This is a genomic window from Pseudooceanicola aquaeponti (assembly GCF_050897975.1).
GTDB lineage: Bacteria > Pseudomonadota > Alphaproteobacteria > Rhodobacterales > Rhodobacteraceae > Pseudooceanicola.
Window position 1 is genome coordinate 289,294 of record NZ_JBPAXY010000008.1, and the last position, 26,678, is coordinate 315,971.

At 67.9% G+C, this 26,678-nt stretch carries 25 protein-coding genes; 12 read left to right on the forward strand and 13 right to left on the reverse strand.

The window, feature by feature from the left end:
* Window positions 1-40 precede the first annotated feature (40 nt).
* The 4 genes from glyA (at window position 41) to ACRARE_RS20410 (ending at window position 3,869) form a co-directional block, all read left to right on the forward strand.
* Complete coding sequence (glyA, locus tag ACRARE_RS20395) at window positions 41-1,324, forward strand: serine hydroxymethyltransferase (RefSeq protein WP_432658318.1); 1,284 nt, start codon at window positions 41-43, stop codon at window positions 1,322-1,324.
* A 102-nt stretch (window positions 1,325-1,426) separates the two neighbouring features.
* Window positions 1,427-2,365, forward strand: a complete 939-nt coding sequence (locus tag ACRARE_RS20400) for a bifunctional riboflavin kinase/FAD synthetase (RefSeq protein ID WP_432658319.1) — start codon at window positions 1,427-1,429, stop codon at window positions 2,363-2,365.
* A complete protein-coding gene (locus ACRARE_RS20405; RefSeq protein WP_432658320.1) occupies window positions 2,362-2,832 on the forward strand; it encodes a YcgN family cysteine cluster protein in 471 nt (156 codons plus the stop codon). Before ACRARE_RS20400 ends, ACRARE_RS20405 begins: the two co-directional genes overlap by 4 nt.
* Complete coding sequence (locus tag ACRARE_RS20410) at window positions 2,832-3,869, forward strand: threonine aldolase family protein (RefSeq protein WP_432658321.1); 1,038 nt, start codon at window positions 2,832-2,834, stop codon at window positions 3,867-3,869. Before ACRARE_RS20405 ends, ACRARE_RS20410 begins: the two co-directional genes overlap by 1 nt.
* A 226-nt stretch (window positions 3,870-4,095) precedes the next feature.
* Here ACRARE_RS20410 and ACRARE_RS20415 read toward each other — a convergent pair whose 3' ends face one another.
* Window positions 4,096-4,938 (reverse strand): alpha/beta fold hydrolase, encoded by an 843-nt coding sequence (locus ACRARE_RS20415; protein WP_432658322.1) that lies wholly within the window; start codon window positions 4,936-4,938, stop codon window positions 4,096-4,098.
* On the reverse strand, window positions 4,935-5,537 hold the full coding sequence (locus ACRARE_RS20420) for a 2-hydroxychromene-2-carboxylate isomerase (RefSeq protein ID WP_432658323.1): 603 nt from the start codon (window positions 5,535-5,537) through the stop codon (window positions 4,935-4,937). The genes ACRARE_RS20415 and ACRARE_RS20420 overlap by 4 nt, the downstream gene beginning before the upstream one ends.
* Before the next feature lie 124 nt (window positions 5,538-5,661).
* On the opposite strand from ACRARE_RS20420, the gene ACRARE_RS20425 reads away from it, so the two are divergent.
* Window positions 5,662-6,678, forward strand: coding sequence for a ribose-phosphate pyrophosphokinase (locus ACRARE_RS20425; protein WP_432658324.1), 1,017 nt, complete (start codon window positions 5,662-5,664; stop codon window positions 6,676-6,678).
* A gap of 212 nt (window positions 6,679-6,890) precedes the next feature.
* Here the strand turns inward: ACRARE_RS20425 and ACRARE_RS20430 are convergent, their stop codons facing one another.
* Window positions 6,891-7,355 (reverse strand): nucleoside deaminase, encoded by a 465-nt coding sequence (locus ACRARE_RS20430; protein WP_432658325.1) that lies wholly within the window; start codon window positions 7,353-7,355, stop codon window positions 6,891-6,893.
* A gap of 61 nt (window positions 7,356-7,416) precedes the next feature.
* Between ACRARE_RS20430 and ACRARE_RS20435 the strand changes: the two genes are divergently transcribed.
* From ACRARE_RS20435 to ACRARE_RS20445, 3 genes are all read left to right on the forward strand, one after another.
* The gene (locus ACRARE_RS20435; protein WP_432658326.1) at window positions 7,417-8,736 is read left to right on the forward strand and encodes a pseudouridine synthase; all 1,320 of its coding nucleotides are present in this window, start codon (window positions 7,417-7,419) and stop codon (window positions 8,734-8,736) included.
* A 345-nt stretch (window positions 8,737-9,081) separates the two neighbouring features.
* Window positions 9,082-10,113 carry a hypothetical protein gene (locus tag ACRARE_RS20440; RefSeq protein ID WP_432658327.1) on the forward strand — a complete coding sequence of 344 codons (1,032 nt, stop codon included), beginning with the start codon at window positions 9,082-9,084 and terminating at the stop codon, window positions 10,111-10,113.
* A 167-nt stretch (window positions 10,114-10,280) separates the two neighbouring features.
* Entirely contained in the window at window positions 10,281-11,408 is a 1,128-nt protein-coding gene (locus ACRARE_RS20445; protein WP_432658328.1) for a DUF2927 domain-containing protein, read from the forward strand.
* Window positions 11,409-11,456: 48 nt separating this feature from the next.
* Here ACRARE_RS20445 and ACRARE_RS20450 read toward each other — a convergent pair whose 3' ends face one another.
* Window positions 11,457-11,843: a hypothetical protein gene (locus tag ACRARE_RS20450; RefSeq protein WP_432658329.1), complete on the reverse strand. Its 387-nt coding sequence runs from the start codon at window positions 11,841-11,843 to the stop codon at window positions 11,457-11,459.
* Between the two features lie 155 nt (window positions 11,844-11,998).
* Here ACRARE_RS20450 and dtd point away from each other — a divergent pair, with 155 nt between their 5' ends.
* Window positions 11,999-12,436, forward strand: a complete 438-nt coding sequence (gene dtd, locus ACRARE_RS20455; RefSeq protein WP_432658330.1) for a D-aminoacyl-tRNA deacylase — start codon at window positions 11,999-12,001, stop codon at window positions 12,434-12,436.
* 286 nt (window positions 12,437-12,722) lie between these two features.
* On the opposite strand, the gene urtE is transcribed toward dtd, so the two are convergent.
* From urtE to urtA, 5 genes are all read right to left on the reverse strand, one after another.
* Window positions 12,723-13,418 carry an urea ABC transporter ATP-binding subunit UrtE gene (gene urtE / locus ACRARE_RS20460; protein WP_432658331.1) on the reverse strand — a complete coding sequence of 232 codons (696 nt, stop codon included), beginning with the start codon at window positions 13,416-13,418 and terminating at the stop codon, window positions 12,723-12,725.
* Between the two features lie 4 nt (window positions 13,419-13,422).
* Window positions 13,423-14,163 (reverse strand): urea ABC transporter ATP-binding protein UrtD, encoded by a 741-nt coding sequence (gene urtD, locus ACRARE_RS20465; protein WP_432658332.1) that lies wholly within the window; start codon window positions 14,161-14,163, stop codon window positions 13,423-13,425.
* Window positions 14,160-15,389 (reverse strand): urea ABC transporter permease subunit UrtC, encoded by a 1,230-nt coding sequence (urtC, locus tag ACRARE_RS20470; protein ID WP_432658333.1) that lies wholly within the window; start codon window positions 15,387-15,389, stop codon window positions 14,160-14,162. The genes urtD and urtC overlap by 4 nt, the downstream gene beginning before the upstream one ends.
* Before the next feature lie 269 nt (window positions 15,390-15,658).
* On the reverse strand, window positions 15,659-17,662 hold the full coding sequence (urtB, locus tag ACRARE_RS20475) for an urea ABC transporter permease subunit UrtB (protein ID WP_432658334.1): 2,004 nt from the start codon (window positions 17,660-17,662) through the stop codon (window positions 15,659-15,661).
* 137 nt (window positions 17,663-17,799) lie between these two features.
* Entirely contained in the window at window positions 17,800-19,065 is a 1,266-nt protein-coding gene (gene urtA / locus ACRARE_RS20480) for an urea ABC transporter substrate-binding protein (protein ID WP_432658377.1), read from the reverse strand.
* Between the two features lie 503 nt (window positions 19,066-19,568).
* On the opposite strand from urtA, the gene ACRARE_RS20485 reads away from it, so the two are divergent.
* Window positions 19,569-19,940, forward strand: coding sequence for a CZB domain-containing protein (locus tag ACRARE_RS20485; protein WP_432658335.1), 372 nt, complete (start codon window positions 19,569-19,571; stop codon window positions 19,938-19,940).
* A 95-nt stretch (window positions 19,941-20,035) separates the two neighbouring features.
* On the opposite strand, the gene ACRARE_RS20490 is transcribed toward ACRARE_RS20485, so the two are convergent.
* The 4 genes from ACRARE_RS20490 to ACRARE_RS20505 are packed head-to-tail and all read right to left on the reverse strand — an operon-like array spanning window position 20,036 to window position 24,053.
* Window positions 20,036-20,818 (reverse strand): proteasome-type protease, encoded by a 783-nt coding sequence (locus tag ACRARE_RS20490; protein WP_432658336.1) that lies wholly within the window; start codon window positions 20,816-20,818, stop codon window positions 20,036-20,038.
* Window positions 20,819-20,870: 52 nt separating this feature from the next.
* Window positions 20,871-21,674 carry a transglutaminase family protein gene (locus ACRARE_RS20495; protein ID WP_432658337.1) on the reverse strand — a complete coding sequence of 268 codons (804 nt, stop codon included), beginning with the start codon at window positions 21,672-21,674 and terminating at the stop codon, window positions 20,871-20,873.
* A gap of 4 nt (window positions 21,675-21,678) precedes the next feature.
* Window positions 21,679-22,620 (reverse strand): alpha-E domain-containing protein, encoded by a 942-nt coding sequence (locus tag ACRARE_RS20500; protein ID WP_432658378.1) that lies wholly within the window; start codon window positions 22,618-22,620, stop codon window positions 21,679-21,681.
* Window positions 22,621-22,625: 5 nt separating this feature from the next.
* Window positions 22,626-24,053 (reverse strand): circularly permuted type 2 ATP-grasp protein, encoded by a 1,428-nt coding sequence (locus tag ACRARE_RS20505; protein ID WP_432658338.1) that lies wholly within the window; start codon window positions 24,051-24,053, stop codon window positions 22,626-22,628.
* Window positions 24,054-24,575: 522 nt separating this feature from the next.
* On the opposite strand from ACRARE_RS20505, the gene ACRARE_RS20510 reads away from it, so the two are divergent.
* Complete coding sequence (locus ACRARE_RS20510; protein WP_432658339.1) at window positions 24,576-25,277, forward strand: isochorismatase family protein; 702 nt, start codon at window positions 24,576-24,578, stop codon at window positions 25,275-25,277.
* A gap of 125 nt (window positions 25,278-25,402) precedes the next feature.
* Window positions 25,403-26,635 (forward strand): ferredoxin reductase family protein, encoded by a 1,233-nt coding sequence (locus tag ACRARE_RS20515; RefSeq protein WP_432658340.1) that lies wholly within the window; start codon window positions 25,403-25,405, stop codon window positions 26,633-26,635.
* Window positions 26,636-26,678 lie beyond the last annotated feature (43 nt).

Below are 26,678 nucleotides of genomic sequence, written 5' to 3' on the forward strand. Positions count from 1 at the left end.
GCGCGCTAACTAGCGCAGAACCTGACCAAGGAGGACGCCCATGTCGGACACCGGCTTTTTCACCGAGGCTCTGGAGAGCCGCGACCCCGAGATCTTCGGCGCGATCACCAAGGAGCTGGGGCGCCAGCGCCATGAGATCGAGCTGATCGCATCGGAAAACATCGTCTCTCTGGCCGTGTTGCAGGCCCAGGGCTCGGTGATGACGAACAAATATGCCGAAGGCTACCCGGGCAAGCGCTATTACGGCGGCTGCCAGTTCGTCGATATCGCCGAAGAGCTGGCCATCGAACGCGCGAAAGAGCTGTTCGGCTGCAACTTCGCCAACGTGCAGCCCAACTCGGGCAGCCAGATGAACCAGGCCGTGTTCCTGGCGCTGCTGCAACCGGGCGACACCTTCATGGGCCTGGACCTGAACTCGGGCGGTCACCTGACCCACGGCTCGCCGGTGAACATGTCCGGCAAGTGGTTCAATGTCGTCTCCTACGGCGTGCGCCAGCAGGACGAGCTGCTGGACATGGACGACATCCGCGCCAAGGCGCTGGAGCATAAGCCCAAGCTGATCGTCGCCGGCGGCACTGCCTATTCCCGCGTCTGGGACTGGCAGGCCTTCCGCGAGATCGCGGATGAGGTCGGCGCCTACCTGATGGTCGACATGGCCCATATCGCGGGCCTGGTCGCGGGTGGTCAGCACCCCTCGCCCATCGGCATTGCGGATGTGGTCACCACCACCACCCACAAATCCCTGCGCGGCCCCCGTGGCGGCATGATCCTGTCGAATGACGAGGCGATCGCCAAGAAGATCAACTCGGCCGTCTTCCCCGGCCTGCAAGGCGGGCCCCTGATGCATGTCATCGCCGCCAAGGCCGTGGCCTTCGGCGAGGCGCTGCGCCCCGAGTTCAAGGACTACGCCGCCCAGGTGGTGAAAAACGCCCAGGCCATGGCGGACCAGCTGATGAAGGGCGGGATCAACATCGTCTCCGGCGGCACCGACAACCACCTGTGCCTGGCCGACCTGCGCCCCAAGGGCGTGACCGGCAAGGCCGCAGAGGCCGCCCTAGGCCGCGCCAACATCACCTGCAACAAGAACGGCGTGCCGTTTGACCCGGAAAAACCCTTTGTGACCAGCGGGATCCGTCTGGGCGCCCCGGCGGGCACCACCCGTGGTTTCAAAGAGGCCGAGTTCCGCCAGATCGCCGACTGGATCGTCGAAGTGGTCGACGGGCTGGCCGCCAATGGCGACGAGGGCAATGCCGAGGTCGAGGCCAAGGTGAAGGCCGAGGTCGAGGCGCTTTGCGTCAACTTCCCGCTCTATCCCGAGATGTAAGAGCGGCTTGCAGAGGCACTGCGCGCCTCTGCTCAGATCATCGGGGGGCGGGCCTTTGCCCGCCCCTTGCCTTGTCCGGGTTTCGGGGATAGGCCCTGCTGCATGAAGACCGTCCGGGATTACATTTTCACCGCCGAGACCGACCGGGGCGCCGTTGCCGCGATCGGCAATTTCGATGGCGTCCATCTGGGCCACCAGGCGGTGATCGACATCGCCCGCGCCGAGGCCGAGAAGCTGGGCGCGCCTCTGGGCATCATGACCTTCGAACCGCACCCGCGGCAGGTCTTTGCCCCCGACAGCCCGCCCTTCCGCCTGACCAACGCCGCCGCCCGGGCGCACCGGCTGGAAAAACTTGGCGTCGACGTGCTTTACGAGCTGAGCTTCACTCATGCCCTGGCCGCGCTGACGCCCCAGGACTTCGTCGAGAAGGTCATCGTCAACGGGCTGGGCCTGCGCCATGTGGTCGTGGGCGCCGATTTCCACTTTGGCGCCAAGCGCGCCGGGAATGTGGAGATTTTGAAAGAATTTGGCGAGGAATACGGTTTTGGCGTCTCGGTTGCGCAGCTTTTGGAAAGTGGCGAACGCGAGATTTCCTCGACCGAGATCCGCACCGCCCTGGCCGAAGGCCGCCCGCGCGACGCCGCCGCCATGCTGGGCCACTGGCACCGGATCGAGGGCACGGTCATTCGCGGCGATCAGCGCGGCCGCGACCTGGGTTTTCCCACCGCCAACATGGCGATCACCGGGCTGCACCGTCCGCGCTTCGGCATCTATGCGGCGCTGGTGGATGTGCTGACCGGGCCGCACAAGGGCAGCTATCTGTCCGCCGCCAACCTCGGGATGCGGCCGATGTTCGACGGGGCCGAGCCGAATCTGGAAAGCTTCCTGTTCGATTTCCGCGGCGATCTTTACGGCTGCGAGATTTCCGTGGGCCTGGTCGATTTTCTGCGCCCCGAGATGAAATTCGACGGAATCCAATCGCTTATCGAGCAGATGGACCGCGACTGCGCCCAGGCGCGCGAGATCCTGGCGGCGCTATGAGCGATCCGATCGACCGCTCTGGCCTGCGCGACCGCTTCTGGGAGCATGTGCCCCTGAAGAAGATGACGCAGCGCGAGTGGGAGGCGCTTTGCGACGGCTGCGGCAAATGTTGCCTGAACAAGCTTGAGGACGAGGAGACCGGCGAGGTCGCCCTGACCCGGGTCGCCTGCCGCCTCTTGGACGACGCCACCTGCCTGTGTTCGCAATACCCCATCCGGCACCAGTTCGTACCCGAATGCATCAGCCTGACCGCCCGCACCCTGGACCAGCATTTGTACTGGATGCCCCAGACCTGCGCCTACCGTCTGCTGCATGAAGGTCAGCCGCTATATGATTGGCATCCCTTGATTTCCGGCGATCCCGAAAGCGTGCATCGCGCCGGGGTTTCGGTGCGCGGCATGACCGTGCCCGAGTTCGAGGTCGATGACGACGACTGGGAAGATCACATCATAGAGGAGCCGCTCTGATGTATTTCGCATCCGACAATGCCGGGCCAGCCCACCCGTCCATCGCCGAGGCGCTGATCCGCGCCAATACCGGCTATGCCATGCCCTATGGCGCCGACGTGGCCATGGAGCGGGTGCGCGCCCGTCTGCGCGAGATCTTCGAGGCGCCCGAGGCGGCGGTTTACCTGGTGGCCACCGGCACCGCCGCCAATTCCCTGGCCCTGGCCACCCTCGCCCAGCCCTGGCAGCAGGTCTTCTGCTCGCCCGTCGCCCATATCTACGAGGATGAATGCAACGCGCCCGAGTTCTACATGGGCGCGGGCAAGCTCTTCCCCGTGGGCGAAGGCGACAAGATCGACCCCGCCGCCCTGGCCGCCGCCATGGGCGACAGCGCCGAGATCTCGGTGCACAATGCCCAGCCCGGGCCGCTGTCGATCACCCAGGTCACCGAAAAGGGCCGCATCTATACCTGCGCCGAGATCGCCGAACTGTCGGCCATCGCCGCCCGCGCCGGTCAGCCCACCCATCTGGACGGGGCGCGTTTCGCCAATGCCCTGGTGGCCCTGAATTGTTCCCCCGCCGAGATGACCTGGCGCGCCGGGGTCGACGCGGTCAGCTTCGGCGGCACCAAGAACGGCTGTGTCGGTGTCGAGGCGGTGATCTTCTTCGACCCCGCCAAGGCCCGCGAATTCGAGCTGCGCCGCAAGCGCGGCGCGCATCTCTTCTCGAAGCATCGCTATCTTTCGGCCCAGATGGAGGCCTATCTGGCCGATGATCTGTGGCTGGATCTGGCGCGGCGGTCCAACGCCCGGATGCGGATGCTGGCCGACGGTCTGCGCGCCCTCGGCGCCAGATTCCTGCAAGAGCCCCAGGCCAACCTGGCCTTCGCCTCGCTGCCCCGCCTCATGCACCGCCGCCTTCAGGCCGCGGGCGCGGTCTACTACCTCGACGGATCGGTCGAGGGCCCGGACGAGACCCCGCTTCAGGCCCGCTTCGTCTGCGACTGGTCGCTGCCCGAAGAGGAAATCACCCGCTTCCTCGAGATCGCGGCGGGCTAGGCCCCTCACCTGGTGAATTTTCTCACCAGGTTGAGACTCTGCTAGCCGCCCCACCGGACGGCAGCACCGGCCGCAGGGGATTCAGTCAGAAAGCAAAATCGCTTGCGCGGCGAAGCTCAGGCTTCGCGCGAAGAAGGCCGCGCCCGACCATTCCGCCCCAAATGTTCGGAAAGTGATATTGCTTTCCCGCTCGCACCCGCCAGCCGGGGCGCCACCCCGGGCCTTTTCAGGCCCGGGCGACGCTCTCAGCGGCCCGCGCGGGGGTCAGGTTCAGGAAGTCGCGTACCAGCGCCGCCACCGTCTCGGGCTGGGTCAGCACCCCCATGTGATCGGCCTCGGCGATCACCTCGCGCCGCGCCCCGGGGATCTCGGCCGCCAGCGCCTGGTTGATCCGCCCGACGTAAACCGGGCTGTCGGCCCCATCCATCAGCAGCACCGGAATACGCAGCGCCGCCAGCTTGCCCCCCGCCAGCATGTCGGAGGGATCACCGTAATTCGTGTCGCGGATGGCATGGATCAGATGGATCCGCGCGGCAAAGCCCGCACGCTGCGCCTCCGGCAGGGCCTCCCAGGGGCGGCCATCGCCCCAGACCGACATGAAATGCCGCGCCGCTTCCATCCGGTCGCCCGCCGCCCAGGCCTCGGCATAGCCCTGCAATTCGGCGTCGTGCTGGGCCTCCAGCCCCGGAAAGGCGCGGAAACCCGCGGTAAAGAAGACCGGCTCGTAGAGCGCCAGCGAACGCACAAGATCAGGCCGGTCCACCGCCAGGCGCAGCGCCACGGTGGCGCCGAAACTATGGGCCACCAGATCGACCGGGCCGCCCCAGTCCTCGATCACCCGCACCGCCATGTCGCGGGCCTGCTGCTGAAAGCTTTGCTCGGGATCCCAGTCGGCGCTGCGGCCATGGCCCGGCAGGTCGAAGGCGCGCATCTGCGCCAGACCGTCCAGCGCCCGGGCAACCCCGCCCCAGGCCCCGGAATGCGCCAGGGAACAGTGGATCATCAACAGCTTGGGCCCGGCCTCACCCCAGTGTCGCAGCCCGATCCCGGGCAGCTCGGCAACGCTCACAGCTTGCCCTCCAGATGGGCCGCCAGATCCGCCAGGCGGTCCTGGCCCCAGAACCGCTCGGTCCCGTCCACGATGTAGAAGGGCGAGCCGAAGACCCCCGCCGCCACCGCCTCTTCGGTGTTGCGCGCGAAGATCTCGGCCCCGGTCAGCAACCCGCTGTCGGCCAGCGCGGGGTCGAAACCCGCCGCCGTCAGGGCGGCGCGGATCACCTCATCTTCGGCAATGTTCTTCTCTTCCGCCCAGCAGGCGCGCATCAGCAGGCGCACCAGCAGGCCGGTGTCGCCCCCGCCGGCCCGGTCGGCGGCGATGATGGCATAGCAGGAGGGCGCCGGGTTGGTCGGGAAAAAGGCCGGTTCCAGCACCAGATCGAGGCCGGTCTTGGCCCTGGCCCGGCGCAGTTCCTGCATCCGGTAGTCGCGCCGCGCCTGAGGCCGTTCGCCCAGGGGCGCGCCGCCGCTTTGGGAAAAAACCGCCATCAGATCAACGGGTTTATAGCGGATCTCGGCCCCATGTTCGGCGGCGATCCGTTCCAGTTCGTCCCCGGCCAGATAGGCCCAGGGCGAAATGGTGGTGAAATAATAGTCGATGATCCGCGTCATCCTGGCGGCCCCTCCCGTGCGGCGTGGTTTGGCAAGACGTTACCGGGGTGCTAAGGCGTGTTCAACGTCACGAATCTGTCATCCCCTGCCCCTGTCGGGCCTGCTGCCTCCCGGAGACATCCTCATGCCGAATATCATCGAACCCAAGCTGATCGCGGGCAATTCGAACATGCCGCTGGCGACCGCGATCGCGCGCCGCATGTCCATGCATCGCGGCATGAACGTGGGTCTCGTGGACGCCCGCGTCGAGCGGTTCAACGACGGCGAGATATTCGTCGAGGTCTTCGAGAACGTCCGCGGCGAGGACATGTTCGTGATCCAGTCGACCTCGAACCCGGCCAACGACAACCTGATGGAACTGCTGATCATGACCGACGCGCTGCGCCGCTCTTCGGCCAGCCGCATCACCGCCGTGATCCCCTATTTCGGCTATGCCCGCCAGGACCGCCGCACCAAGGCCCGCACGCCGATCAGCGCCAAGCTGGTCGCCAACATGCTGGTCGAGGCGGGCGTCGAGCGGGTGCTGACCATGGATCTGCACGCCGCCCAGATCCAGGGTTTCTTCGACATCCCGGTCGACAACCTTTACGCCAGCCCAATCTTCGCCCTTGATATCAAAGAGAAATTCAAGGACCGCATCGACGAGATCATGGTCGTCTCGCCGGACGTCGGCGGCGTGGCCCGGGCCCGCGAACTGGCCAAGCGGATCAACGCGCCGCTGTCGATCGTCGACAAGCGCCGCGAAAAGCCGGGCGAAGTGGCCGAGATGACCGTCATCGGCGAGGTGAAGGACAAGATCTGCGTCATCGTCGACGACATGTGCGATACCGCCGGCACGCTGTGCAAGGCCGCCGAACTGCTGCTCGATTTCGGCGCCAAAGAGGTACACGCCTATATCTCGCACGGCGTCCTGTCTGGCCCGGCGGTGCAGCGGATCACCAATTCCGTGATGGAAAACCTGGTGATCACCGATTCCATCGCCGCCACCGCCCCGGTTGAGGCCTGCGAAAAGATCCGCGTCCTGCCGACCGCGCCGATGTTCGCCCAGGCGATCCTGAACATCTGGAACGGCACCTCGGTCTCCTCGCTGTTCGAGACCGGCACGCTGGAACCGATCTACGAAGGCTTCTTCCGCGGCTGACCCCGCCCAAGGCACGAGACTGCAACGGCCCGCCCCCCGGGGACGGGCCGTTTTTCGTGGCGACAACATCAGCAGGGCCAGCGCCCCACCGGGTGCGCCCACCGCCACCCACGCGCGGCGCCTCCCCCTATTTGTTGGCCCAAAATATCCCGGGGGTGAATTGAGCCGCAGGCTCAAGAGGGGGGCAGAGCCCCCCTGCCTCCGTCACGCCTTCACCGCTTCGCCGCGAAGAACCCCTTCAGCAGGCGCTCGGCCTCACTGGCCCCCACCCCCTCGACCACCTCCGGCACATGATGCGCCTGGGGGTGGGCGAAGATGCGCGGCCCCTGGGCCACCCCGCCCGACTTCGGGTCCGCCGCCCCATAGACCACCCGCGCAATGCGTGCGGCCGAGATCACGGCGGCACAGAAGGGGCAGGGCTCCAGCGTGACGTAAAGGACATGGCCCGGCAGCCGCTCGGACCCCGCCGCCGCGCAGGCCGCGCGGATCGCCAGCACCTCGGCATGGGCCGTGGGATCCGACAGCTCGCGCGTGCGGTTCCCGGCCCGGGCCACCACCTGGCCCGCCGCATCGACCAGCACCGCGCCCACGGGCACCTCGCCGCGCCGGGCAGCGGCGCGGGCCTCGTCCAGGGCCGCGTCCATATGCGAGGTAAAGGGGGGCTGTGCTGCGCTCATGCCCCTGTCTGGCGCGCGAAGAACGCTTTCGCAAGCGCCCAAGCTGCGCTAGAGCCGGGGCATGAGCCCGAAAAAACCGACCCCGCCCGGCGGCGCCCCCCGCCCCGACCGTTCCGCCAAACCCGGCCGCCCCCGGCGCCCCGGCCCGAAAGGCAGCGCCACGCCGCCCGCCGCCGCCCCGACCCCGGGCAGCGGCAGCGACCGGATTGCCAAGGTCATGGCCCGCGCGGGCCTGGCCAGCCGCCGCGATGCCGAGAAGATCGTCGAGGCAGGCCGGGTCAGCGTCAACGGCAAGGTGATCACCAGCCCGGCGCTGAACGTCACCGCCGCCGACCGGATCACCGTGGACGGCAAGCCCCTTGGCCCGGCGGAACCGCCGCGCGTCTGGCTTTATCACAAGCCCACGGGGCTGGTGACCACCGCCAAGGACGAACAGGGCCGCGAGACGGTGTTTGACGCCCTGCCCGAGGATCTGCCCCGGGTGATGAGCGTCGGCCGCCTCGACCTCAACTCCGAGGGGCTGCTGCTGTTGACCAATGACGGCGAGGTGAAACGGCGGCTGGAGCTGCCCGAGACCGGCTGGGTGCGCAAGTACCGCGTGCGGGTCAAGGGCGCGCCCAGCGATGCCACCCTGGCGCCGCTGCGCGAGGGCGTGGTGGTCGATGGCGAGCATTTCCAGCCGATGCAGGTCAGCCTGGACCGCCAGCAGGGCGCCAATGCCTGGCTGACCGTGGGCCTGCGCGAGGGTCGCAACCGCGAGATCCGCCGCGCCATGGAAAACGTGGGCCTGGTGGTGAACCGGCTGATCCGGGTCAGCTATGGCCCCTTCCAGCTGGGCACCCTGAAGGCGGGCGAGGTCGAGGAACTGCGCCCCCGCGTGCTGCGCGATCAGCTGGGGATCGAGATCGACCCCGACGCCGCGCCGCGCCCCAAACGCCAGCCGCGCAAGGGCGCCGAGGCCGCCGAGAGCGTGCCCGCCCGCGGTTTCGCGGGTCAGGGCAGCCGCGGCGGCGCAGCCAAGGGCCCGGGTCGGTCCGGCGGCAAGGGCGGTGGCGCCGCGCGCGGCCTGATCGGTCGCGCCGAGGCGCCCCGGGGCAAGACCGTCGGCAAGCCGGGCGGGCCGGGCAAGGACCGCGCCCGCGTCGGCGACGGCTCCGAGGGCGCCCGCCCGGGCGGCTTCGCCCCCGGCAAGGCACGCTCCGGCAAGCCCGGCGCAGGCAAGCCCGGTATGGGTGGCAAATCCGGCTTCGGCCCCCGCGCGGGCGCCGAGGGGGGCAAGCCTGCCGGGCGCGGCCCACGCGGCGGCAGCGGCGGTGCGGGCGGCCCTGGTGGACGCCCGGGCAACGGGAAACCGCCCCGTGGCCCGCGTGGCGGGCGGTAGCCCCTGCTGCCTGGCCAGGCGCCGGATCTGACAGTTTCATGACATTTCCCCCCGGACGGGGGATCGTGGCGCCCCGGGGGTTTTCCCCCGGGGCGTCCTTGCCTAGCGTGGCGGAACCTCGCAGGGCGGCCGCCGCGCCGGGGTGACATTCTGCGGCAGGCCCGAAGAAATGTTACATTCCGGTGTTTCACTGAGAGACCGCCCAAAGGCGGCAGAGTCGGGGCACCCCGGGCACCGGCCCGCTCCTGTGTGGCCCGACCACAGCCCCCAGGACCGGCCCCGCTGCCCGCGCCCCGCCGCTGCGGGACCGGACAAGGAGCCGGACAAGGAGGAGGAGAGCACCAGATGTCGGAGGCCATTCGCGCCGCAGCCCAGCAGACGCGCCAGCAGATCGAGGATGTCGCGGCGCTGGAACTGCCCGAACCCTCGCCCGCCGACAGCCCGCTGGCGCTGGAGGCGGTCAGCGATGCCTTCGCCGAGCAGATCCGCGCCCGCATGGCCGCGCTGGACATCGACAGTCCCCAGACCCTGGCCCGCTTCGGCAGCGCTGAGGAAGAGGCCCTGGTGCGGATCCTGCGCGAGATGCGCCGCAGCCTGACCGAGGCCGCCCCGGGCCGTCTGACAGCCCCCCTGACCGATCTGGCCACTGTGCTGGCTAGCGCCCCACCCCCTGCCCCTGGCCGGGCCGGCGGCGGCCTCTGGCGGCGGCTGCGCCCCCTCCTGACGCGACGCGCGGCCGGCGCGGCGGGCCGGGGCCGCCTGGGGCCGCGCCCGGCCGAAACGCGCCGCCAGCTGGACCGGCTGGCGGGCGACCTGCTGGTGCGCCATCGCGCCCTGCTGGCCCGGATCCGCACCCTGGACCTGCTCTATGAACAGGGCCTGGACCATTACGATGAACTGGCGCTGGTGCTGGCGGCGGGCCAGGAACGGCTGCGCCTGGCGGGCGCGGCCCGCCCCGAAGGCACCTCGCGCGCCCTTCCCCCCGCCCCAGCCTGCGCGGCGCTGGCTGCCCGGCTCGAAGCGCTCAGCCAGACCCGGCGACAGATCGCCCGCGCCCTACCGCCCGTGCGCCTGGCGCAAGAAGGGGACAAGGCCCTGCTGCGGCACCTGTCGGACCTGCTGACCCGCGCCCTGCCGCTTGGCCCCTCGGCCCCGGGCGCCCGGGCGGCGCAGCACGATCACTGCCTTTCCGCGCTGATCCAGGGCCAGGCCCTGGCCGAAGACAGCCAAGAGCGGCACAGCGCCGCCCTGGACGGGCTGAACAGCCTGATCCAGGCCCTGAGCCCGCCCCGCAGCGAGCCAGAGCGCGCATCAAACAAGGGGGCCAGCGCCCCGGAACAAGGCGCCCGCGCCCACGCCCTCTCCGAACGGGGTTGAGACCGGCCGGAGCTGCGCGCCACCCGGACAATGGCCCCCGGAACCGGCAAAAGCCCGCCCAGACGGGGGCCCTGGGGGCCCTGCACGACCTGTGGGGCGCTTCCCTGCGGCGCTGTCCTGTCGTATGGGAGAGGCAGTAAATCGTGTTCGGTGGGGACCGAAGGGCCATGAAACAAAGAGCCGCGCCGCCATTCGGCGGCTTTTCGCGCCACGTATCGCGCCCCTTCGCAGGGCGGCAGTGGGGCCTGCTGCGGGCCCTCCTCGGCGGGCGGGCGCCGACGACCACCCACCCGGCCCCGCGTCGCAGCGGTCAGCCCCGGCCCTTGATCCTGCCCCTGGCGCTCAGCCTGCCGCTCTTGCTGGCGGGCTGCGCCGATTTCACCGACCTGCTGGGCCAGAAGGGCCCGCCCCGGCAAAGCCTGCGCCCGGTGCCGCGCGCCGAAGGGCTGGCGCAGCCGCAGGTCGCCTCGGTCGAAAGCCGCCTGCTGGCGGCCCATTACGCCGAGGCCCAGACCCGCGACCTGGCCCGGGGCCTGCTGCGCATGGATGGCGGTGGCGGCGCCGATACCACCTATGACCGCGCCGATCTGGTGCGCAATTTCGAACGCATCGCCTTCTACAGCGAGCATCGCCAGGGTGACGGGCTGGAACCGGGCGACGACATGCCCGGCCAGCTGCTGCGCTGGCAGCAACCGGTGCGGATGCGGGTCGAGTTCGGCGCCTCGGTCCCCGAGGCCACCCGCGACGACGACCGGGCGGTGCTGCGCGGCTATGTCCGCCGCCTGTCCCGGGCCACTGGTCATGCGATGAGCCTGGGCACGGGCAACGGCGGCAATTTCCATGTGCTGGTGATGGGCGAGGACGACCGCGCCGAGGCGACAGAGCGGCTGCGCGCCCTGGTGCCCAACCTCTCGGCCCGCACCCTGAACACCCTGCGCACCCTGCCCCGCGACGTGCCCTGCCTGGTCATGGGCTTTGCCGGGGCGGGCAATCCGGCGACCTATGACCGCGCCGTGGCGCTGGTACGGGCCGAACTGCCCGAGCTGATGCGCCGCGCCTGTTTCCACGAGGAGATCGCCCAGGGGCTGGGCCTGCGCAACGACAGCCTGGCGGCGCGGCCCTCGATCTTCAACGATGACGGCGAATTTGCCCTGCTGACGGTGCAGGACGAGGCGATGCTGCGCATCCTCTACGATGCGCGTCTGCGCCCGGGCATGTCCCTGGACGAGGCGCATCCGATCATCGAAGAGATCGCCGCCGAGCTGATGCCCGCCCCCGAGGGCACCGAGCTGTAAGCGCCGCCCACCGGGGCCTTCCTCGGCCCTGACGGGCGTCCTCGGGGGTCAGGCCGCTGCTTCGGCCAGTAGCTCGGTGATGCGGTCGGTCAGCGCGCCGCGCCGGCCCTCGAATTCCATCCCCGTCAGCGCGGTGATCGCCGCCTCGGCCCTGCCTTGCGCGATCATCTGCTGCACCGCCCCCGCGTAGGCGTGGAAATCGTCGTGCAGGTGGCACAGCTCGGCCACATAGGGATCCTTCGGCGCCTGGCGACGCAGCGCGCTCAGGCAGCGGCCCAGGCGGCACTGGCTTTCGTCCTGGGGCCGCAGATGCGCCAGGCCGGACCGGCGCCCCCGGCGCAGGCGCAGGGCCAACTCCAGATGCAGGGTCCGCCAGCGGTCGAGCGCATCCCGCGCTGCTTCCAACTCGCGGATCAGATCGTCATTGCGTCCCATGGCGGACCTCCTCTCATCCTCACATCTGCAACCTGCTGTCATCTTTCGTGCGATCTGTTACCGCCGCCTTGAACGCCCGACGCTTTGCCGCGCCCTGCCGCCCTCGCGCGGCCGGGCCGGATCGGCTAGAAGGCGGAAAACGAAGGAGACAGCCGATGCGGGCGCTGGTGCAACGGGTAAGCAAAGCCAGGGTGGATATCGACGGCCAGACCGTCGGACGTTGCGGGCGAGGTCTAATGATCCTGGTCTGCGCCATGCAGGGCGACAGCGAGGCCCAGGCGGAAAAGCTGGCGGCCAAGGCGGCCAAGCTGCGGATCTTCGAGGATGAGGCGGGCAAGATGAACCGCTCGGCGCTGGACATCGGCGGCGCGGCGCTGGTGGTCAGCCAGTTCACCCTGGCCGCCGACACCCGCAGCGGCAACCGCCCCGGCTTCAGCACCGCCGCCGCCCCAGAGGAGGGCCGCCGCCTTTACGAGCATTTCGCCGCGCGCCTGGCCGCCGAAGGGCTGCCGGTCGAAACCGGTCGCTTCGGCGCCGACATGCAGGTCAGCCTGACCAATGACGGGCCGATCACCATCTGGCTGGAGGTGTAATATCGCCCTGACGGGCGATGCCTCCGGCGGGGATATTTCTGGCATTGAGAAACACAAGGGAGTGGCGCCCGAAAGGGTCGACCGCCCCCAGGCTGCCACGTAGGCCAACAGGGCGCAGCGCGCCCGTTGGCGGAGTTTGCAGCCGGGGAAAGGCCTGGGCTTTGCCGTGCCCCGCCCCTTGTGCTTCTCATTGCCAGAAACATCCCGGGAGGAATTGAGCCCGCGAGGGCTCAAGGGGGGCAGAGCCCCACTCCTTCTACGTGTCGCCAGAGGTGACGCGGGCGGCTCAGACCGAGACCTCGGCCATCAGCGCCTCCTTGGTCAGCTCGGTCTTGCTGCCCGAGGCGGTGACCGCGCCGCGCCGCAGGACGTAGAACTTGTCGGCCAGCCCATAGGCAAATTCGAAATACTGCTCGACCAGAACGATGGCCATGTCGCCGCGATCGCGCAGGTATTCGATCACCCGGCCGATCTGCTGGATGATATTGGGCTGGATGCCCTCGGTCGGCTCGTCCAGCAGCAGCAGCTTGGGCTTGGTCAGCATGGCCCGCGCGATGGCCAGCTGTTGCTGTTGCCCCCCCGACAGGTCGCCGCCGCGCCGGTTCAGGAACTCTTTCAGGATCGGGAACAGCTCGTAGATCTCGTCGGGGATGAAATGTTCGGAGCGCGGCAGGCAGGCATAGGCCGTTTCCATGTTCTCTTGCACGGTCAGCAGCGGGAAGATCATCCGCCCCTGGGGCACATAGCCGATGCCCTTCTGGGCCAGCATATGCGCCGGCAACCGTCCCAGGTCCTCGCCATCCAGCGCCATGGACCCGCCAGAGCGCGGGTGCGTGCCCGAGATCGCCTTCAGAAGCGAGGTCTTGCCCACCCCATTGGTGCCCATGATACAGGTCACCTCGCCCTGCGCCGCCGCCAGGTCGATCCCGTTCAGGATCTGGCTTTGCCCGTAATGAAGGGTCAGGTCTTTCACATCCAGCATCGTCTCAGCGCCCCAGGTAGACTTCGATGACCCGCGGGTCGGCGGTGACATGGTCAAGCGAGCCTTCGGCCAGCACCGAGCCCTCGTGCAGCACCGTCACCTTGCAGTTCAGCCGCCGCACGAATTCCATGTCGTGTTCCACCACCACCACGGCACGGGTCTTGGCCAGGTTGACCAGCAGGTCGGTGGTATGTTCGCGTTCGGCCAGGGTCATCCCTGCCGCCGGTTCATCGACCAGCATCAGCCGCGGTTGCTGGGCCAGCAGCATCCCGATCTCCAGCCATTGCTTCTGGCCGTGGGACAGCTCTCCGCTGGTGCGGGTCAGCTGGTCGGCCAGGCCCACCTCTTCGGCCAGCTCCCCCACCCGGGCGCGGTCGGCCTTGGTGGGGCGGTAGAAAAGGCAGGCGAAGGCGCCGCGCGGGTTCTTCAGGGCCATAAGCAGGTTGTCGAAGACCGACTGATCCTCGAAGACCGTCGGGCGCTGGAACTTGCGTCCCAGCCCGGCCTGGGCGATCTTCGATTCCCGCATCTTCAGCAGGTTGCGCGACAGCTCGCCCCACAGGACCTTGCCCTCGTCCGGTTTGGTCTTGCCGGTGACGATATCCATGAAGGTGGTCTTGCCCGCCCCGTTGGGGCCGATGATGGCGCGCAGCTCGCATTCGCCGATCGAGAAGGACAGGTTACGGATGGCCTTGTAGCCATCGAAGGTGACAGAGATGCCCGAGACCTCTAGCAGCGCGCTCATTTCCGGCCCTCCTCTTCCCGCAAACTGCCCTTGTCGGGGCCGTAGTCGGAGCCGTGGCGGTCAGGCGCCACCCGGGCGGTGACCAGATCGACCAGCCCGCCGATGCCCTTCGGCGCGAAAAGCGTGACCAGTACGAAGCTCAGCCCCAGCAGGACCAGCCACCAGTCCACCCAGTCGATGGTGTAAAACCCCAGCGGGACCGAGGGCACCAGCCCGCCGGTGAACCAGGTCGAGACCAGGCTGACCAGCGCCGCGCCGATCACCGCGCCGTAAAGCCGCCCGCGCCCGCCGATGGCCACCCAGACCGCCAGGTAGATCGAGGCAATGGGGGCGACTTCGCCCGGGTTGATGATGCCCGCCTGCGGATAGTAGAGGGCGCCCGCCACGGCGGCGATGATGGCCGTGAAGGTGAAGATGAAAAGCTTGTAGCCCTCGACCGAATAGCCGAGGAACCGCACCCGCGCCTCGTCGTCGCGGATGCCGCGCACCACGGAGCCGAACTTGCCCGAGACCACCCAGGCGCAGAGCACATAGCCCAGGCCCAGGGCCAGGGCCGAGGCCCAGAGGAACCACAGCGAGACCCAGTCCTGCGAGGCCTCGACGCCGGGCAGGTTTTGCAGCCCCGACAGGCCGTTGTTGCCGCGCAGCCCGCTTTCGTTCTGGAAGAGGTAGAGGGACAGGGCCAGGGTCATGGCCTGGGTCAGGATCGACAGGTAAACCCCGGTGACGCGGCTTCGGAAGGCCAGCCAGCCGAAGATCAGCGCCAGCAGCCCCGGCACCAGCACCACCAGCGCCAGTTGCAGCGGCAGCGAATGCGCAAAGGCCCAGATTGCCGGGAAGTCCGAGCTGCCGACGACGCCGAAGATCTGGGTGCCGATGGCATCGCGCACCTCATCCGGTGTGGGCGGGATGGCGGCATTGGCCAGGCTTTCGGCCACGATGATCTCGGTCCGGGCATACATCAGCCACATGCCGATCATGTAGCCCCCCAGCCCGAAGAAGGCGAAATGGCCGAGGCTGAGGATGCCGCAATAGCCCCAGACCAGATCCATGGCGATGGCCACGAGGCACAGGCAGAGGGTGCGGCCCAGGGTCTTGATGAAGGAGGTCGAGATCAGCTCGGCCCCGAAGGCATGCGACATCAGCGTCACCGCCAGGGTGAAGAGCGCCAGCAGCGCCAGGAAGATCAGGATCGAGGGGTTGCGGGCGACAAAGCTTTGTCTCATGCCGTCTCTCCCTTGGGGGCGGGGGTGGGGGGGGGGGGGGGGGGGGGGGGGGGGGGGGGGGGCGGCCCCCCCCGGGGCCGCTGGCCCCTCCCCCCAGGATATTTTCAGCCAGCAAATGAGAGGGCCAGGGGGCGAAGATCAGGCCGGCCAGCGGGGTGGTCATCGGGATCATCGGGCGCCCTCCTCATCGGTGTCCGGGCGGCCACCGTCGATGACGGGCAGCGGCGGGCGGTCGAGATTGGCGGGGGGAAGCTGGTAGAACATGGGGCTCAATCTCCGGCGGCGCGGCCCTTGAGGGCGATGATGCCGCGGGGGCGGAACTGGATGAAGATGATGATGAAGACGATCATGTAGGTCTGGGCCGCCAGGGTGTTGGAGGGGTAGACCCATTCGATGCCCTTTTGCAGCGCACCGATCATGCCCGCGCCCAGGAGCGTCCCCCAGATATTGCCGACACCGCCCACGACCACGGTCATGAAGCTTTGCACGATGTACTGCTGGCCGATCTCCGAGGTGACCTGGGCGTAAAGGCCGATGGCCACGCCCGCGATGCCCGCGATGCCGGACCCCAGGCCGAAGGTCAGCATGTTCACCCGGTCGGGGTTGATTCCCATCGAGGCGGCCATCTTGGGGTTCTGGGTCACGGCGCGGGTTTCCAGCCCGAGGCGCGTCTTCTTCATCATGAAGAGGAAGAGGCCGAGGAAGATCAGCGCCAGCACGAAGATGGCGATGCGGATATAGCTGATGCCGACGATGTCGTTCAGGATCCACGACCCGTTCAGCCAGTCGGGCGAGGTCAGGGGCCGCGCCTGGGTGCCGAAGATGTTCTTGGCCAGCTGTTGCAGCGCGATGGAGACGCCGAAGGTGGCCAGCAGGGTCTCCAGAGGGCGGGAATAGAGCCAGCGGATCACCAGCCGTTCCATGGCGACACCGGCGGCAAAGGTCACCGCAAAGGCCGTTGGGATCGCGACCAGGATCGACACCGTATAGTCGGGGATCACCTGTTGCAGCACATAGCCGGTGTAGGCGCCCATCATGATGAACTCGCCATGGGCCATGTTGATCACCCCCATGACGCCAAAGGTGATGGCCAGGCCAATGGCCGCCAGGAAGTAGATCGACCCCAGCGACAGCGCATCCAGCGCCAGATCCAGCACCTGGTTCAGCGCCACCCGGCGCGAGATCGAGTTGAGCGCGGCATTGGCGGCCTCGGTCACATCGGGGTCGGCTTCGGCGTAGGTCTCGAAGAAGACATGGGCGGCCAGGGCGGCGTCGATATCGGCCTCGGTGGCGGCGGGCTCGACCGTGCCTGCGGCCACCAGCCCGTCGAAGGCGCGGTCGCGGGCGCCGGGGTCAGCGAGATCTGCCAGGGGCACGCCACCGACGGCGCCCGCGTCGATATGCTGGGCCAGGGTGGCGCGCAGATCGCCTGCCGAGACCAGAGGCGGCGCCAGCCCTGCGTCGACCAGCAGCTGATAGGCCTCGGTGCGGGGCAGCGCGTCAGAGCCCGGGCGCAGTTGGCGGGCGATGTTGCGGCCCTCAGGCAGCGTGGCGGCGGCGGCGCGGGTGGTGGCCACCAGCGGGTTCAGCGTGGCGCGCACCGCCACGTCCAGATTGCCCGCCAGGCTTTCGATGGCGGCGATACGCGCGTCCTTGTCCTCGGCATAGCGGATGGTCAGCAGGGTCAGCAGCTGCGCCTTGCGGGCGCGCAGGGCGGGATCTGTCTCGCCCTCGATCGAGGCGGCCAGCGGCGCCAGGTGGCCCGCCTCGCCGTTGCGGTCGATACTGTCCAGCGCCTCGGCGCGGATCGCGGGGTCGGGATCTTCCAGCTGGAAGCGGACCAGGGCGGCGCCGATCAGGGCGCGGATGCCGGAATTGGGGCGCAGATCCTCGTAGCCCTCGTCGTCGTCGAGGGTCATCACCTCGGCCCCGGTGTCGAGATCGTAAAGGTGATAGATGCGGTCGTCGTCGCGGGTGACGCGGAAAAAGGTCATGTCCGCCTCGCGCACCCAGATCTCGCGCTCGGCCCAGGCGACCAGGAAATCGGGGGCCTGGGGCAGGCCGGATCCGGCCACGGCGTCGATGGCGGGCTGGATGGTGCGGCGCGAGCTTTCAAGGAAGACCTCGGCCTGGGCCTGAAGCACCGGCTGAAGCGAGGCTTCGGCGGTGGCCTCGGGCGCGCTTTGGGCCCGGGCGGCGGGCGGCGGAGGCAGCAGAAGGACGGCGAGCCCGATCAGCAGGGTCGCAAGGGCCGGGAAGAGGCGTCTGGGCATTGGGATCCTGCGGGCGGCGAAAGGCGGCAAGGGCGGCGAGAGGGGGGCGGCGGGCGGGGCAGCAGGGAGGAGGATGCCGACCCGCCCGGGCCAGACCGGGCGGCGCGAGGCCGCCCGGATCGTTCGCAGGTGTCAGATCAGTAGTTGGACTGTTTCTGCACGCAGCTTTCGGTCTCGGTGTTGTACATGCCGCAGTCCAGACCCGGCCAGTCGGACTTCAGCACCGCGGATTCCGGCAGGAAGTCGGTCCAGGCGTCGCCCGGCACCGGATCGGTTTCCGAGATGATGTCGAACTGGCCATCTTCCAAGATCTCGCCGATCAGCACCGGCTTGGTCAGGTGGTGGTTCGGCAGCATCTCGGCGGTGCCCCCCGTAAGGTTCGGGAAGGTCTGGCCGACCATCGCCTCGATCACGGTATCCACGTCGGTGGTGCCCGATTCCTCGACCGCGTTCACCCACATGTTGAAGCCGATGTAATGGGCCTCCATCGGGTCGTTGGTCACGCGCTCTTCGCCGGCGAACTCTTTCCAGGCGGCGATGAACTCTTCGTTCTCGGGGGTATCGGCGGACTGGAAGTAGTTCCAGGCGGCCAGGTGGCCCACCAGGTTGGAGGTATCCAGGCCCGACAGTTCCTCTTCGCCGACCGAGAAGGCGACCACGGGGATGTCCTCGGCAGAGATGCCCTGGGCGGCCAGTTCCTTGTAGAAGCCGATGTTGGCGTCGCCGTTGATGGTCGAGATCACGCCGACCTTCTTGCCGTCGGCGCCAAGGGCCACCACGTCAGAGACGATCTTGGACCAGTCGGAATGGCCGAAGGGAGTGTAGTTGACGAAGATGTCTTCCTCGGCGATGCCCTTGTCCTTCAGATAGCTTTCCAGGATGTTGTTGGTGGTGCGGGGATAGACATAGTCGGTGCCCAGCAGGGCGAATTTCTCGACCCCCAGTTCATCCAGGAAGTAATCGGTGGCCGGGATCGCCTGCTGGTTCGGCGCGGCGCCGGTGTAGAACACGTTGTAGGAGCTCTCCTCGCCCTCGTACTGCACCGGGTAGAACAGCAGGCCGTTCAACTCTTCGATCACCGGCAGGACGGATTTGCGGCTGACCGAGGTCCAGCAGCCGAACATCACGTCCACTTCGGAGACGGTCAGCAGCTCGCGCGCCTTTTCGGCGAAGAGCGGCCAGTCGGAGGCGGGGTCGACAACCACGGCTTCCAGCTGACGGCCCATGACGCCGCCCTTGGCGTTCTGCTGCTCGATGAGCATCAGCATGGTGTCCTTCAGCGTGGTTTCCGAGATCGCCATGGTGCCGGAAAGCGAATGCAGGATGCCGACCTTGATCGTGTCGTCCTGCGCATAGGCCGCGCCGGACAGCAGCGCGGTGGCTGCGGTGGCGCTCAGCATCATTTTCTTGAAATGCGACATAGGATGGATTTCCCCTTCGTGGCGCCGCATCGGGCACAGGGGGACCGTCGCGGTTGGAACCGCGGGCGAACCGTCCTATATCTCCCCGAGCGACTTTATCAAAAGTTGCTTCTCGTGCGGTGGTGACCGAACCGCCAGATTGGATGCCACCGCACATTTTGTTTTCGACGCCGTCTTGCGCGGCGCGCTATGATGAACGCCGGTTCGGCAAAGTTTTCCTACATTCACAGCCAAGAGGCCGGGCAAAAGCCGGGGCGACCCCGGAATTTGCCCAATCTGAAGGCAGATTTGACAACACATGCCCGCCATTTGTGCGAAAATCGGCATCTTCGGCCTGCGCTTTGTGACGTGCCCGTGACGGCCCCACCCGGGCGGACCGGCCCGGACGGGGCGACTCGAGGCGGCCTTTTGACGATTTCCTAACCCCTCGCGGGCCAGGCTGCGCGGGCGCGACGCCTGGATCGACACGCCGCGGAGGGGCGAGAATGGACAAGCTGGTACTGGACCGACAGATCAAGGATGCGGTGGCCGCCCATGGCGCCTGGAAAAGCAAGCTGAACCAGGCGGTGCAGACGGGCGTCCTGCCGAAGCCCGCGCGCGACATCGCGGTCGACGATCAATGCGCCTTCGGCAAGTGGCTGCACGGGCTGCGCGGCGACAGCACGGTCAGCGGCAGCGCCGAATATGGCGCCGTGGTCCGCGCCCATGCGGCCTTTCACCAGCTCGCCGGGGCGATTGCCGCCAAGGTCGAAACCGGCGCCCGCGACGCCGCCGAGGATGAACTGTCGGGGCCGCGTTTCGCGCAAAGCTCGGCCGAGCTGGAGCGCGCGATGAACCGCTGGCGGTTGAGCATCTAGGGCCAAAGGCGCGCCCTGCCCCGGTACTCACGCGGGGCCATGGTGCGGCAGCGGCAATCGGAAGACGCGCGGGTCAGGGCGGCAAACGTACGGGCTCAGCCCGTCGGGCCGGTCACCGTGTCGGGCGCGGGCGCGCTGGCGCTGTCGTCGAAGCGAAACTCGGGCAGGGCCGCGAAGGCCTCGCGCAGGGCCACACCCCAGCCCGAGGAGATTTCCTGGTAATAGGGGTCGTCCTGCTCGATCCGTCCGGTCTTGCCCAGGCGCAGGCTGCCGGTCTCGTAGACGTGGTAATCCAGCGGCAGGGCCACCGACAGGTTGGCCTTGATGGTGCTGTCGAAGCTGACCAGGATCAGCTTCATCGCCTCCTCAAAGGACATCCCCGCCTCGTAGGCGCGCACCAGGATCGGGCGGCCGTACTTGGTTTCGCCGATCTGGAAGAAGGGCGTGTCCGCCGAGGCCTCGATGAAGTTGCCCTCGGGATAGATCAGGTAGATCCGCGGCTCGCCCCCGGCGATCTGCCCACCCAGCAGGATGGTGGCGGAAAAGGTCGAGCTGGCCTTCTGCCCGTTGTCGTCATGCTGGGCGATCACCTCGCGCAGGGTCTGGCCGATCAGCCCGGCGACCTGGAACATGGTGGGCAGTTGCAGAATGTCGGGGCTGCGTTCATCGGGGCTTTTGGAACGTTCCTGCAACAGGCTGACCACCGCCTGGGTGGTGGCCAGGTTGCCCGCCGTCATCAAGGTGATGCAGCGTTCGCCCGGCACCTCGAAATGGACCATCTTGCGAAAGGTCGAGATATTGTCGACGCCGGAATTGGTCCGCGTGTCCGACATGAACAGCAGGCCACGATCCAGTTGCAGGGCCACGCAATAGGTCATCTGGCGTCAAAGCTCCGATTGCTTGCCCGCGAACGAGTCGGGCCGGGCCACTCTATTGCTGAACCTGCAAGGAAACGCAAAGCTCTTCACTGGCATCGCCCTGCCGCAGCCCGTGCACCGGCGCCGCCTCGGCATAATCGCGGCCCACGGCAACACGCACGTAACGGTCATCGGGGCAGATCGCGTTGGAGACGTCGAAGCCGACCCAGCCCAGCCCCTCCAGCCAGACCTCGGCCCAGCCATGGGCGGCCTCCTGGTCGATCCGGTCCGACAGCAGCAGATAGCCCGAGACATAACGCGCGGGCAGGCCCAGATGGCGCGCCGCGGCGATCAGGATCTGCGCATGGTCCTGGCACACCCCCTGCCCCGCCTCGGCCGCCTCTTCGGCAGAGGTCGCCGCATGGGTGGTCCCCTTGGCATAGCTGACCGCCTCGGCCACCCGGGCCGACAGGTCATGCACCCCCGACAGTGGATTCGCGGCCAGGGTATCCTTGGCCCCTGCTGCCAGCTTGCGGATCACCGGGCCCGCCGTGGTGGCACGGGTCGCCTGGCGGTACAGCCACAGCGGTGCCAGCCCACAGCCGGGTCCCACCACGCCGGTCCGATCCTCGGTCTCGATCTCGCCGGTGCAATGGATCGAGACGCTTTGCCCGCCCTCGTCCATCTGCACCATCTCGACCGCGTTGCGGAAATGGTCCTCATAGGCGACCTGACGGGTCGCGCCGTCATAACGGGTTTCCCAGGACAGGACGGATTGCCCCGCCCCGCTGCGCGGGATCAGCCGCAGCTGCAACAGCGCGTAGTCGACCGGGCGGTCGTAGGAATAGGTGGTGGTGTGGGAAATCTTCAGCCGCATGTCGTCACCCGTAGAACCTGAAATCTTCCTGGATCTGGCTGGCCAGACGCCCGGTGTCGTTGATCGCCACCTTCAGGAATTCGTGCAGCCCGTCGTCGATCACCCCGTCGATGTCGCGCCCCGACAGCCGCGCATGGGTCTGCGTCGCCAGGCGCAGGCAGGGCAGTTCGGGCTGATCGGGCCCGTTGAGGTAGTTCAGGTTGCCCACGATCTTGGAATAGCAGAAGGCCAGAGACCGCGGCATCCGCCGGTCGAGGATCAGGAAATCGGCGATGGTCTTGGGACTGACCTCGCCCTCGTTCACCCAGCGATAGCTGCGGAAGGCCGAGACCGAGCGCAGGATGGTTTCCCACTGGATATTGTCCATGCGCGAGCCGACATAGGCCGCCGAGGGCAGCAGGACGTAGTATTTCACATCCAGGATCCGCGCCGTGTTGTCGGCCCGTTCCACGAAGGTGCCCAGGCGGCAGAAATCGAAGATGTCGTTGCGCAGCATGGTGCCATGCAACGCGCCCCGCACCAGCGACGAATGCTGCCGGATCGTGGTCAGCACCTCGGCCAGGTTCTTGACCGATACCGGGCGCTTCAGATCCTCTTTCAGGACCATCCAGGCTTCGTTCACCGCCTCCCAGACCTCGGTCGACAGCGCCGTGCGCACCATCCGCCCGTTCGAGCGCGCGGCCTCGATGCACGACATCACCGAAGAGGGGTTGTCGCGGTCGCGCAGCAGGAAGTTGGTCACGTTGGCCTGGTCGAATTCATCGTATTTCTTGACGAATTCGTCCCGCGCACCGGCGGTGATCACGATGCTTTCCCATTCGCTTTCGGCATTGTCCTGCACGGTCAGCGCCATGCGGAACCCGGTTTCGAGAAGCCGCGCGGTATTCTCGCTGCGTTCAAGATAGCGGAACATCCAGAAAAGTCCGCCTGCGGTCCGTCCCAGCATCGTCATCAGTCCCCCAGAACCCAGGTATCTTTGGTGCCGCCGCCCTGGCTGGAATTCACCACCAGAGAGCCTTCCTTCAGCGCCACGCGGGTCAGCCCGCCGGGCGTGATATGCACCCGTCCGGGCGCGCAAAGGACGTAGGGCCGCAGGTCCACATGGCGCGGCGCCAACCCCTTCTTGGTCATGATCGGCACGGTCGACAGGGCCAGCGTCGGCTGGGCCACGTAGTTGCCCGGCTTGGCGCGCAGCTTGGCGCCGAAGTCGGCCAGTTCCTTCTTCGAGGCCGCAGGCCCGACCAGCATCCCGTAACCGCCTGAGCCGTGCACCTCTTTCACCACCAGATCGGCGAGGTTATCCAGCACGTATTTCAGGCTGTCGGGTTCCGAGCAGCGCCAGGTGGGCACGTTCTTCAGGATCGCCTTTTCGCCGGTGTAGAATTCGACGATATCGGGCATGTAGCTGTAAAGCGCCTTGTCGTCGGCAATGCCGGTGCCCGGCGCATTGGCGATGGTGATATTGCCCGCGCGGTAGACATCCATGATGCCCGGCACACCCAGCAGGCTGTCGGGGTTGAAGGACAGCGGATCCAGGAAGTCGTCGTCAACGCGACGATAGATCACGTCGATGGGTTTGTAGCCCATGGTGGTGCGCATCTGCACCTTGCCGTCCACCACCCGCAGATCGCTGGCCTCGACCAGCTCGGCGCCCATCTGGTCGGCCAGGAAGCTGTGCTCGAAATAGGCCGAGTTGTGGATCCCCGGCGTCAGCACGGCCACACGCGGCTTGCTGCCATCGAACCCCGGCGGGGCGCATTCCGACAGCGACCGGCGCAGCTCGGCCGGATAGGACGAGACCGGGCGCACCTTCATCTTGGTGAACAGCTCGGGGAACATCTGCAACATCGTCTCGCGGTTCTCCAGCATGTAGGAGACGCCAGAGGGCGTGCGGGCGTTGTCTTCCAGCACATAGAACTCATCCTCGCCGGTGCGCACCAGGTCGGTGCCGACGATATGGGTATAGACGCCGCCCGGGGGCGTCATGCCGATCATCTGCGGCAGGAAGGCCTCGTTGCGGGCGATGATCTCTTCCGGCAGGCGGCCGGATTTGATGATTTCCTGGCGGTGATAGATGTCGGCCAGGAAGGCGTTCAGGGCGCGGACCCGCTGTTCGATGCCCTTTTCCAGCAGGCGCCATTCGCGCGCCGCGATGATCCGGGGCACGATGTCGAAGGGAATCAGGCGCTCTTGCGCCTCTTTCTGCCCATAGACGTTGAAGGTGATGCCAATGCGCCTGAAGAAGGTCTCCGCCTCGGCGGATTTCTTCAGCAGGACCTTCGGGTCCTCGCCGGAAAACCAGCTGGCATAGTCGGCATAGGGGACCCGCGCATCGCCGGCGCCGGTCAGCATCTCGTCAAAGAACCGATTGTCGGTCATGGTCTCCCTCAGCCCTTATTGTCCCAGTCTCGGCGCCCTTTTGTTGCGCCCGGATGCGGCGGGCGGGCCAGCCTGCCTGCATCCGTCCCGCGCCGGGCCCACGCCATGGGCGGCGCCCGGACCCCGATCCTCGCAGAGCCCCGAAGGGGAAGCGAGGGGCGGATGACCACAGCCCACGGCAGAGACGGTGAGAAACCGGGCTGTTGCCCAATTCGCGGGCGCTCGGCCCCGGTCCGGTTCTCTCCGGCCCTGGTGGCCCCTGGCGCACTGTCCTTCTCCCCAGTTCTGTCCGCAAGGATACGGTCCCCCCAAGGAGGCGCATTTTGGCGTCAAAGGTCAAGGGTTTGGGCCACGGCCTGTGCGGGACGGGGCGGATCTGTCTGCGCGAGGCGGCGGCGCAAGCGGTGCCAGAGCCCCCCCCCCGGCGATGTCGCGTCCCGCCCCTGGCGGGGCGCGGACAGGCTGGCCCCGGGCCACGGGCTCGCACAAGCTGATCCCGACCGCCCGAGCAAAGAGCCCCGCATGACCGAAGCGCCCCTGCCGCACCAGCCCCTGACCCTCGATCCCACCCGCGCCCTGCTGGTGCCGATCGACATGCAGGAGGAACACCGCGCCGATCCACGCTATCTGGTGGCGGGTTACGCCCAGGTCCTGCGCAATGCCGCCCGGCTGCTGGCCGCTGCCCGAGCCCATGGGACGGGCGTGTTGCACGCGGGCTATCTGCGCGATTTCGCCCGCGTCCCGCCCCGCCCCTTCGAGCCGGTGATGCCCTGCGGCAGCCCGGCCTTTTCCGCCCCGGGCTCGGCCCTGACCGATTTCTGCGCCGAAGTGGCCCCGCTGCCCGACGAGCCGGTGGTGCTGAAGAACGACCTGTCGTGTTTCACCGACGAAGGCTTCCGCGAGGCCGTGACCGGGGCGGCGCCCGACTGGCTGGTGATCTGCGGCGTCTGGACCGAGGCCTGCGTGGCCGCCACCTGCCGCGACGCGGTGGCGGCGGGATACCGGGTGCTGCTGGCCAAGGACGCCTGCGGATCGGGCAGCCGCCACATGCATGAGACCGGCATCATCAACCTGGCCAACCGCCTTTACGGCGGGGCGGTCTGCGACAGCGCCACCGCCTGCCGCCTGCTGGCGGGCGAGACGGCGCCGGTCTGGCGGTTGCAGGGCGCCGCGCCGCTGCGCTTTGACGGCCATAGGATCACCGAGGTCTACGACGCGCTTTAGCCCGCGCCCGGCCCGGAAAACCTTTGCGCCCTCGGCGGCCCTCCGCCTATCCTGAGCCCGCGCCGGAGCGATAGGCCCGGCAAGCAACGGATTTTGACGCAGCGATAGCCGGGGGATTTCAGGCGATGGATTGGGCAAGGCGGCTGCTGCCGCAGATCGCGCTGGTGCTGATCGTCGGCGTCGTGCTTCTGGCGGTGAACCCCACGGGCGACCTGGATGCCATCGGGGCGGTCTATGCGGGGCTGGTGGCCTATGCCTCCATGGCGCTGAACCTTCTGCTGGGAGCGCGGCTGCGCCCGGTGGAACGCGCCTTCGGCGGCATGGACAAAATGTTCCTGCAACACCGGCAGTTCGGCTATCTGGCGCTGATCGCCGCCGTGCTGCACTGGATCGGCCCGCCCGAGTTCTCGGGGCGCCTCTACCCCTGCGACGACAGCTGCAAGGCGGCGATCGAGGGGGGCGAGCTGGCCTTCAACTGGCTCATCGTGCTGGGGCTGGTCAGCGCCCTGCGGCGGATGAAACTGCGCGGCTACACCCTGCCCTATCACTGGTGGAAGCGGACCCATTACCTGATGCTGCTGCCCTTCGGCGCGGCCACCTTCCACTTGGCCTTCAACATGAAGATGCCGGTGACCTACCAGACCCTGGCCGAGGGCTTCGCCGCCCTGGGGGCGATCTGCGCCCTGCTGTGGATCGCCAGCTTTGCCGCCCGGATGATCGGCGCGCGCAAATACGAGGTGGTCGAGGTCACCCGCCAGGGCGATGTGACCGGCATCCGCGCCCGTCCCCTGGGCCGGGGGTTGCGGCATCGCGCGGGCCAGTTCGCCTATATCCGCGCCAATCGCGCCGGCCTGCGCGAGGCACACCCGTTCTCGATCTCGGGCGGCGAGGGGCAGAACGGCGAATTGCAGTTCAACATCAAGGCCCTGGGCGATTTCACCGCGCACCTGCCCACGCTGCAACCGGGCGACCGGCTGACCGTGGAAGGGCCCTATGGCCATTTCCGCTATCCCACCCGCGAGGGGCGCCAGCTGTGGATCGCCGCCGGGATCGGGGTCACCCCCTTCCTCAGCTTCGTGCGTTCCCTGCCCGAGGATCTGCCCTGCGCGGTCGAGATGGTCTATCTGGTGCGCACCCGCGACGAGGCCCTGGCGCTGGACGAGCTGGAGGCGGCAGCAGAGCGGGTGCCCAACTTCTCTTTCACCCTGCATCCCTCGAAGGAAAAGGGCCGCTGGAGCGCGCCGGAAGAGACGCCGCCGGACCTGCGCGCGGTCCTCTTCTGTGGCCCGCCCATGGTGCGCGACGCGCTGCGCAAACGCTTTGGCCGCAAGCTGCATTTCGAATATTTCGAGTTCTGATCCGGGCGTGCCCCGGGCGGCACGCCCCGCCCCCGCATCGAGC

Excerpts from the sequence above, each read along its gene's own strand:
- urtB (WP_432658334.1), bottom strand. The coding sequence starts at position 17,662 with ATGCCCAGACGCCTCTTCCCGGCCCTTGCGACCCTGCTGATCGGGCTC.
- ACRARE_RS20450 (WP_432658329.1), bottom strand. The coding sequence starts at position 11,843 with ATGGGACGCAATGACGATCTGATCCGCGAGTTGGAAGCAGCGCGGGAT.
- ACRARE_RS20405 (WP_432658320.1), top strand. The coding sequence starts at position 2,362 with ATGAGCGATCCGATCGACCGCTCTGGCCTGCGCGACCGCTTCTGGGAG.
- urtC (WP_432658333.1), bottom strand. The coding sequence starts at position 15,389 with ATGAGACAAAGCTTTGTCGCCCGCAACCCCTCGATCCTGATCTTCCTG.
- ACRARE_RS20435 (WP_432658326.1), top strand. The coding sequence starts at position 7,417 with ATGAGCCCGAAAAAACCGACCCCGCCCGGCGGCGCCCCCCGCCCCGAC.
- urtA (WP_432658377.1), bottom strand. The coding sequence starts at position 19,065 with ATGATGCTGAGCGCCACCGCAGCCACCGCGCTGCTGTCCGGCGCGGCC.
- ACRARE_RS20485 (WP_432658335.1), top strand. The coding sequence starts at position 19,569 with ATGGACAAGCTGGTACTGGACCGACAGATCAAGGATGCGGTGGCCGCC.
- ACRARE_RS20410 (WP_432658321.1), top strand. The coding sequence starts at position 2,832 with ATGTATTTCGCATCCGACAATGCCGGGCCAGCCCACCCGTCCATCGCC.
- dtd (WP_432658330.1), top strand. The coding sequence starts at position 11,999 with ATGCGGGCGCTGGTGCAACGGGTAAGCAAAGCCAGGGTGGATATCGAC.
- ACRARE_RS20500 (WP_432658378.1), bottom strand. The coding sequence starts at position 22,620 with ATGCTGGGACGGACCGCAGGCGGACTTTTCTGGATGTTCCGCTATCTT.
- ACRARE_RS20420 (WP_432658323.1), bottom strand. The coding sequence starts at position 5,537 with ATGACGCGGATCATCGACTATTATTTCACCACCATTTCGCCCTGGGCC.
- ACRARE_RS20440 (WP_432658327.1), top strand. The coding sequence starts at position 9,082 with ATGTCGGAGGCCATTCGCGCCGCAGCCCAGCAGACGCGCCAGCAGATC.
- ACRARE_RS20515 (WP_432658340.1), top strand. The coding sequence starts at position 25,403 with ATGGATTGGGCAAGGCGGCTGCTGCCGCAGATCGCGCTGGTGCTGATC.
- ACRARE_RS20400 (WP_432658319.1), top strand. The coding sequence starts at position 1,427 with ATGAAGACCGTCCGGGATTACATTTTCACCGCCGAGACCGACCGGGGC.
- urtD (WP_432658332.1), bottom strand. The coding sequence starts at position 14,163 with ATGAGCGCGCTGCTAGAGGTCTCGGGCATCTCTGTCACCTTCGATGGC.
- ACRARE_RS20425 (WP_432658324.1), top strand. The coding sequence starts at position 5,662 with ATGCCGAATATCATCGAACCCAAGCTGATCGCGGGCAATTCGAACATG.
- ACRARE_RS20445 (WP_432658328.1), top strand. The coding sequence starts at position 10,281 with ATGAAACAAAGAGCCGCGCCGCCATTCGGCGGCTTTTCGCGCCACGTA.
- glyA (WP_432658318.1), top strand. The coding sequence starts at position 41 with ATGTCGGACACCGGCTTTTTCACCGAGGCTCTGGAGAGCCGCGACCCC.
- ACRARE_RS20510 (WP_432658339.1), top strand. The coding sequence starts at position 24,576 with ATGACCGAAGCGCCCCTGCCGCACCAGCCCCTGACCCTCGATCCCACC.
- ACRARE_RS20495 (WP_432658337.1), bottom strand. The coding sequence starts at position 21,674 with ATGCGGCTGAAGATTTCCCACACCACCACCTATTCCTACGACCGCCCG.
- ACRARE_RS20505 (WP_432658338.1), bottom strand. The coding sequence starts at position 24,053 with ATGACCGACAATCGGTTCTTTGACGAGATGCTGACCGGCGCCGGCGAT.
- ACRARE_RS20490 (WP_432658336.1), bottom strand. The coding sequence starts at position 20,818 with ATGACCTATTGCGTGGCCCTGCAACTGGATCGTGGCCTGCTGTTCATG.
- urtE (WP_432658331.1), bottom strand. The coding sequence starts at position 13,418 with ATGCTGGATGTGAAAGACCTGACCCTTCATTACGGGCAAAGCCAGATC.
- ACRARE_RS20430 (WP_432658325.1), bottom strand. The coding sequence starts at position 7,355 with ATGAGCGCAGCACAGCCCCCCTTTACCTCGCATATGGACGCGGCCCTG.